The 6,219-nt window shown below is 43.6% G+C and carries 9 protein-coding genes; 5 read left to right on the top strand and 4 right to left on the bottom strand.

Features of this window, described 5'->3' with window-relative positions; genetic code table 11:
• The 3 genes from F6K49_RS21030 to F6K49_RS21020 all read left to right on the top strand — a co-directional run.
• A partial coding sequence (locus F6K49_RS21030; protein ID WP_293099741.1) for a WD40 repeat domain-containing protein occupies nucleotides 1-1,447 on the top strand: 1,447 nt, incomplete at its 5' end.
• A gap of 466 nt (nucleotides 1,448-1,913) precedes the next feature.
• The gene (locus F6K49_RS21025; protein WP_293019183.1) at nucleotides 1,914-2,399 is read left to right on the top strand and encodes a PIN domain-containing protein; all 486 of its coding nucleotides are present in this window, start codon (nucleotides 1,914-1,916) and stop codon (nucleotides 2,397-2,399) included.
• Complete coding sequence (locus tag F6K49_RS21020; protein WP_293099738.1) at nucleotides 2,386-2,595, top strand: hypothetical protein; 210 nt, start codon at nucleotides 2,386-2,388, stop codon at nucleotides 2,593-2,595. The genes F6K49_RS21025 and F6K49_RS21020 overlap by 14 nt, the downstream gene beginning before the upstream one ends.
• 86 nt (nucleotides 2,596-2,681) lie before the next feature.
• Here the strand turns inward: F6K49_RS21020 and F6K49_RS53490 are convergent, their stop codons facing one another.
• Together F6K49_RS53490 and F6K49_RS21015 are read right to left on the bottom strand one after the other, a co-directional pair.
• The gene (locus F6K49_RS53490) at nucleotides 2,682-2,819 is read right to left on the bottom strand and encodes a DUF4351 domain-containing protein (RefSeq protein ID WP_364301365.1); all 138 of its coding nucleotides are present in this window, start codon (nucleotides 2,817-2,819) and stop codon (nucleotides 2,682-2,684) included.
• On the bottom strand, nucleotides 2,779-3,306 hold the full coding sequence (locus F6K49_RS21015; protein WP_293065399.1) for a hypothetical protein: 528 nt from the start codon (nucleotides 3,304-3,306) through the stop codon (nucleotides 2,779-2,781). Before F6K49_RS21015 ends, F6K49_RS53490 begins: the two co-directional genes overlap by 41 nt.
• A gap of 15 nt (nucleotides 3,307-3,321) precedes the next feature.
• On the opposite strand from F6K49_RS21015, the gene F6K49_RS21010 reads away from it, so the two are divergent.
• Together F6K49_RS21010 and F6K49_RS21005 are read left to right on the top strand one after the other, a co-directional pair.
• On the top strand, nucleotides 3,322-3,579 hold the full coding sequence (locus F6K49_RS21010) for a DUF2887 domain-containing protein (protein ID WP_293065402.1): 258 nt from the start codon (nucleotides 3,322-3,324) through the stop codon (nucleotides 3,577-3,579).
• Nucleotides 3,533-4,075: a DUF4351 domain-containing protein gene (locus F6K49_RS21005; RefSeq protein ID WP_293065405.1), complete on the top strand. Its 543-nt coding sequence runs from the start codon at nucleotides 3,533-3,535 to the stop codon at nucleotides 4,073-4,075. Before F6K49_RS21010 ends, F6K49_RS21005 begins: the two co-directional genes overlap by 47 nt.
• Nucleotides 4,076-4,393: 318 nt before the next feature.
• Here the strand turns inward: F6K49_RS21005 and tsf are convergent, their stop codons facing one another.
• Nucleotides 4,394-5,047, bottom strand: a complete 654-nt coding sequence (gene tsf, locus F6K49_RS21000) for a translation elongation factor Ts (RefSeq protein ID WP_293099733.1) — start codon at nucleotides 5,045-5,047, stop codon at nucleotides 4,394-4,396.
• Between the two features lie 158 nt (nucleotides 5,048-5,205).
• On the bottom strand, nucleotides 5,206-6,036 hold the full coding sequence (gene rpsB, locus F6K49_RS20995) for a 30S ribosomal protein S2 (RefSeq protein WP_293018820.1): 831 nt from the start codon (nucleotides 6,034-6,036) through the stop codon (nucleotides 5,206-5,208).
• Nucleotides 6,037-6,219: the final 183 nt, after the last annotated feature.

The following is a 6,219-nucleotide window of genomic DNA, read 5'->3' as shown; positions in this document are numbered from 1 at the left end:
GGCCGATCGGCAAGCCGCTGAAGCCAAATTTGGATTCTATCCAGATTTAGAAGCTTTGCTTGCCAGTTTACGGGCAGCAAAATCTATTCAAGATTGGCCGGGATACTTATCCTTATTCAAGCCAGACCCTAAGCTAAAAATACAAGTTACAAAAACACTGCACAAGGTGGCTTATGGAGTAAGAGAACGGAATCGCCTGGAAAAACATCAAGGCACAGTCATCGGTCTTGGTATTAGCCCCGATGACAGCAGAATCGCTAGCGTTGATAACACGGGAATCATCTGCTTGTGGGACAGGTCAGGCAAACTTCTAAATGATGATTGTTTCCAAGGGCCTGAAGGCTGGGTTGAAAGTGCCAGTTTTAACCCTGATGTCAGTTCACTGGCTACCATTAACACCAGTATAGATTCTTCTGGAGCTCTTGGTAGGATTTATACCTTGGCTTTATGGAACTTAGAAACTCAAGAGCAGGTTGAGGTAAATCTTGGGTCTAAATTTCGCGGTTGGGATGTCGTCTTTAGCCAAGATGGCGAGCAACTTGCTACTCGCGGTAGCAGGAATGATACTCGTTTTTTTAGGTACTGGGACTTATCAGGTCAAGAAATATCCGAAAACCAATTTAAAGGAGAACCGCAATTCTCGATGGTAGATAAAATTTATAGCAGTGATGGTAATATCGCCACTTTTCCAGAACATAAAAGGTTTCCTTCTTATTATAAAAACACATTAGTTTTAGATAACCCGTCTGAGCCTTCTGATATTACAATCGAAACAAATCACACTTGGATAGAAAGAGCAGTTTTCAGCCTTGATGGTCAGCAGTTAATTACCGCAGGTAGAGATGGCATCATCCGTATTTGGGACTTTAAATCTAATCAAGTTTCTGATTCGAGTCATAATTTTAAAGTTGATACTTCTAAATTATCCTGGTCAAGTGATGAAGTTAGCAAAGACCCCATAGACACTAGTTTATTCTCGGAATGTCACTCTGCTGGTATAATCGATGAGGTGATTTTTAGTCCTGATAACAAGTTAAGGGCTACCGCCGCCAGAGACGGCACCGTCTGTTTGTGGAACCTAGATGGCAAAAAGTTAGCCAAATTCAAAGGATATGCAAACGGGGCAATGGATGTCCGTTTTAGTCCTGATGGCAAATTACTTGCAACTGCTGGATTAGATCGTATCGCTAAGTTATGGGATGTAGAGACCAAGGAGCAGGTGGCAGAATTCAACGCACAGGATGAATATCGGGTCTTGGATCTCAATTTTAGCCGCGATGGTAAGCAACTGGCTATGGTTGCCAACGATAAAATAGTGAGGTTATGGAAGATTGAATCATTCGATGATCTGATGATGCGGGGTTGCAATTGGGTGCGTGACTATCTGAAGAATAACCCTAATGTCGAGAAAAGCGATCGCCATCTTTGCGACAATCTTAACAAGTAGTTACCTTCATGTAAAAGTTTTGGTAGCCACGATTGTGTTTTTAGCAATTGGCTCATCTTTCTAATTGTTGAAGAATTTGCGATTGGCCTACGGCCAATCGGGCAGCGGCTCCAAAGAAGCATCACTTCTTTCAACTTTGAAGCGAATCACTCGACATCGATGAAATGGGGATCGAATGCTAAACTTAAGCTATTGATTACAATTCCCTTCTTGATGCAGTCGCTCATGGTTTGAATTTACCGTAAGACAGTTGAGCCTTGTCTTGATGCAGTCGCTCATGGGGGAAACCCCCAAGACCGCGCTGCATCGCTAATCAATAAGTTTTAACCCTTTTATGCATAGCCTACCAACCATAAAGGCTCAACGTAATCAGGTTTCGTCTCCGGGGGAAACCCCCGCGTGAAGGCGCTGCCTTCCCAAGACCGCGCTGCATCGCTTCGAGGTATGATTAAACCAAGGGGTAGTAATGGCTGAATCTTACTTAATTTATCTTGATGTTTGTTGCTTAAATCGTCCTTTTGATGATTGGCGACAAGATAGAATTCGATTAGAAGGACAAACAATCCTAGATATTTTTCAGCGGTTTTATTCAGAAGAATGGAAGCTGGTAAGTAGTGAAGCTATAGAAGCAGAATTAAACCGAATGGTTAATCTTGACAAACTAGACAGGATTAGAAAATTATTACGGGTTGCTGAAAATAAAATAATTTTAACCGATGAAATAGATAAACGTTCTCAAGAAATAGAAAAGTTAGGATTTGGTTTGTATGATTCTTTTCATATTGCTTGCGCTGAAACGGCTAAGGTAGATGTATTATTGACAACGGATGATAGATTGCTCAAGAAAGCAATTAAGTATAGCCATCTCTTAAAAGTAAAATTAGATAATCCTGTCACTTGGTTAATGAACACTTTTGTATTAAAAGGAAATAACAACAATGACACCAATTGAATTAAGACAAAAAGGCTATTATGCCTTAGTTAAGGAATTAGGGCAAGTTGATACAATTCGTTTTTTACAAGATGTAGGATGGGGTTTTGGTGATTATACTCAAGAACGTCAACAGTCTCTAAAAAATGTGACAATATCTGATTTTTGGCAAGACATTCAAGAAATTAGAGCCAAAAAAGACCTTGAAAATCAATGATTCTGTTGCAGCTAGCGAACGCGCCCCGCGTGACCTACGGTCAATCGCGTAGCGTGGCCGTAGGCCAATCACACCAAAAGCTAAACCTAGGAGTTCGATTTGCTATCAGCAACAGATAGTGAACGCATCCATTCATCCAAATCCTCGGGTTTCGTAAAGTCCAACAACGCCTCCCCCAAAGCTTCAAGCTGAGGGAGGGATAAGGCTTGAACCTGCACTCGCATGTCTGGGGACACTTCTAGAAATGCGACGCAAGAGTTGGCGGAGGATGAGAGATTGTTTCCCTTCGTGACGGCCTTCATCCTTAATGTCTTGATAAATTACAGACTGCTGCATGATATCTGTGCGTAAAATCTGGTTAATGAAGTCCCTCTTTAAGAATAGCCCTGCTAGAATCCCAGCGCACGCAGCCACATTGCTCTGTATCCTAATTTCTGGAATCGTCTCAACTCTTGCAGCCACCTGACGTAAGGTTTGAGCAGCATCGGGGGTTTGTGTCAGTACAGCCAAGGGCAATAACCCCGTCGATTCCAGAAACAGCTGAGTTGGTTGTTCCCATAGCCGAATGACCTCGAATTCGTGACGAGTACCAGGAATCTCAAACGCTGTCTGATAAACAAGTTCAGAAGTTGAACGGGTCAAGTAAATGACCACTTGGCGCATCTGCTTATTGGGAAAACGGCGGAAAACTCTCAGGCGGTAATCTGCCATTCAGCAAGCCCATAGTTGAGTCAGGTTGAGTCTGAAACTCGACGTGAAGCACGAAATCATCAGAATTCAGCAAAATCAAGGCATCCGCTCGAAGATGAAGACTTGTACTACCGCTTGATGCAAGAAGTGTTTGTCTACTTGGGACAAAATCGCTGGCGACATGGTTGGCAAGCGGTAGTATTTTGGGCTAAGCGCAGCTTGGATACAGGGATTCCGAGATGTTACGATGGCGAAGTCCAAACAGGATATCTGCGCTCACAAAACCCTCGATGAAACTCCAGACACCTCAGACTCAATCGGATTGGGACTGATACGCCTGGTAGTGGAACCAGAGACCAATGTCCAACACAGAGTACAGCAACTAGAAAGATGTGCGAGGGCTCTACCAGTAGCACAGCAGAGAAATGCGATAGAATTAGTAGAACAAGCCTTAGTGTATAAATTTCCTGAACGTCCTTGGAGGGAATTGGAAGCGATGTTTGGACTTACTGAATGGAAACAGACCAGATTTTATCGGGAAGTTAAGGCTGAAGGTCACCAAGAAGGTCATCAAGAAGGTCATCAAGAAGGTCATCAAGAAGGTCGCATCACTGAGGCACAGATTTTGGTCATGCGTCTGCTGAAAAAACGATTCCCAGAAATGACCGAGGAAATAAACAACTTAGTTCAAGGTTTGTCTTTGTCAAATTTGGAAGGGTTAACAGATATTATTTTTGAGTTAAAAAGTTGGGAAGATTTCTTGAGTTGGTTGTCACGGGTAGACCAATAATGCTCACATGGAGTTGATACCACTCATACTCTAGAAATGCTGTGAAAAAAACTCCCAACTTTACAATGCCTTGAACACTTGGTGAGGTCAAGTCTGCCCTTGGAGCCATCAGGGCCATCTGACGACTTGCCTGTGAAAGCGTTGTGATTGGTTCCATACGGGGGCATTGAACCCCCGGGTGGAACCGCGCATTCCTCTCACACCAAATCAAAGATTATGGTGTGAGGCTCCTGCTAAACTAGCTGATCTTCCCTATCTCCGAAATAAGTGAAGCGTGTTGATCAAGCTCAAGGGTGAAGCTCAAAGGTAAGCTTCGGTTTAAGAACCCATTTGGGCAGCAACTTCTTCAGCAAAGTTGCTTTCTTCCTTTTCTATACCTTCACCCAAGACATAGCGAGTGAAGCGACGCACTTGGATGTTTTCACCCAACTGGGCAACACATTGCTTGACTAATTCTTCCACTGTGATGCTTTGATCACGAATGTATGGTTGATCCATCAACGAGAGTTCTTTAAGGCGTTTTTCAATCCTACCCTGAACAATTTTCTCTTTGATGTTTTCTGGCTTTTTGCCTAGGTCATCCCTACCCATTTCAATGTCTTTTTCTTTTTGAACAATCTCTTGAGGGATGTCATCGACCTTCACGTATTCAACGTTAGGGCAAGCTGCTACTTGCATGGCGACGTTCTTGACTAGGGCTTGGAACTCGTCGCGGCGGGCAACAAAATCGGTCTCGCAGTTAATTTCTACGAGTACACCGACTCGACCACCAGTGTGGATGTAGCTGCCGATAATTCCTTCTGCTGCCACACGACCGGATTTTTTCTCAGCTGAGGTAATGCCTTTTTTCCGCAGCCATTCTATAGCTTTGGTCGTGTCTCCGTCGCTTTCTACGAGAGCTTTTTTGCAATCCATCATGCCAGCGCCGGTTTTTTCCCGTAGCTCTTTGACAAGTTGTGCTGAAATTGCCATGTTGTTTTTGTTCCTACTGTTAGTGAAACTGATTACACCGTGATATCTTCCCACACTACTCGATCCGTGAGTATGGGTTTACCAGCCCACGCTGAAAGCTAGTTGATTTTTATCAAAGGATAAATTCAGGGTGGGGCTTCAAGTTCGAAGATAACTAACTATTCTTCCTCAGTCTCCTGGTTATCTCCTTGATCTACGGATTCAATTTGCTCACTTTGTTCAGTCTCTTGAATTTCTTCCTCGTCTGGGAACTCCTCTAATCCCTCTTCAAATTCTTCGTATTCGTATTCCTCTGCGGTGTCTAGCTCACCATGACGGCCTTCGTAAATGGCATCAGCCAGTTTACCTATGATTAGCTTAATCGACCGGATCGCATCGTCATTAGCTGGAATCGGAATATCGGCTAAATCAGGGTCGCAGTTTGTATCTAATAGTGATACTATCGGTAGACTTAGCTTTTCACATTCCAAAATAGCGTTGTACTCACGCTTTTGGTCTATGATTATGACAATGTCGGGAACCTTACGCATCATTTTGATGCCACCTAGATACTTCTGAAGCTTGCCTAGTTCCCGACGCAGCATAGAGCCTTCTTTTTTTGGCAGTAAGTCAAGGGCACCACTGGTTTCCCGACGCTCTAAATCTTTCAGTCGCTCCACCCTGGTCTTAATTGTTTCCCAGTTGGTGAGCATACCACCTAGCCAGCGCTGGTTAACATAGTAGGCACCACAACGGCTTGCCTCTTGGGCAATAATTCCAGCAGCTTGGCGCTTAGTACCGACAAACAGAAATCTCTTGCCCTGCTCTGATGAGGTCCGGATATAGTGATAAGCGTCCTCCATCAGCTGAGCTGTCTGTACCAAGTCAATGATGTGGACACCATTGCGAGCAGTGTAAATGTAAGGATCCATCTTGGGGTTCCATCGGCGAGTCTGGTGACCAAAGTGAACCCCTGACTCTAGCATTTCAGCTAAAGAAACTACAGGCATAATTTTTTAACTCCTAATTCGGGTTTAACCTCCATCCAGGTGGATTTCCCTTTAGAAACACCCGAAACCCTGGATGTGCGATCTTTATAAAACCCTTTTAGGGTAACACATTCTGAATCCCTAATGGCAAAGGGATTAGATGGATGAATTTTCTTACAAAAACATTAAAACTGTTAATTGGTA

The sequence above is a fragment of the Moorena sp. SIO3I6 genome (assembly GCF_010672095.1).
This window is presented reverse-complemented; position numbering and strand designations above follow the sequence as displayed.